The sequence below is a fragment of the Blautia sp. TF10-30 genome (assembly GCF_003481245.1).
In the GTDB taxonomy this organism is placed as follows: domain Bacteria; phylum Bacillota; class Clostridia; order Lachnospirales; family Lachnospiraceae; genus Fusicatenibacter; species Fusicatenibacter saccharivorans.
In genome coordinates this window covers 1-372 of the sequence record NZ_QUKM01000038.1, presented here as the reverse complement: position 1 = coordinate 372, position 372 = coordinate 1, and the positions used below count along the sequence as shown (strand labels likewise).

Here is a 372-nt window from a genome sequence, read left to right as displayed (position 1 = left end):
TGCGGTAATCTGCGGCTGATTTCCCGGAAGATTCCAGAAATGCTTCTAAGTCCTCCACAGTGGAAAGCCCCTTTTGCCGGAGATAGGACAGGGCTTCGCTGACTGCCTTTAAGTCCTGTGAAGTCCCTCGGTTCTGTCCAGCCCTTGTCCAGTCCCTCCGTTCTTCCTTTCGTATCTCCATATACTTCATCAGCAGATTGGGAAGAAGTGTCGCTTCCTCCGCCGCTTTTTGTGCAAGCAACTCCTTCCGTTTTTCTCCCAGCTCGGCAATCCAGCCTTTGAGGTTGTGGATAAGCTGCCGGATGGACTTCATCAGGCGGTTGGCGGCTCTGATTTCCCGGTTCAGGTTTCCGATATTCGTCTGGATACCAC

General features: G+C 52.7%; 1 pseudogene. It reads right to left on the bottom strand.

From position 1 onward, the window contains the following. Positions 1-372: pseudogene (locus tag DXD02_RS15910) on the bottom strand (MobQ family relaxase); the annotation flags it as partial.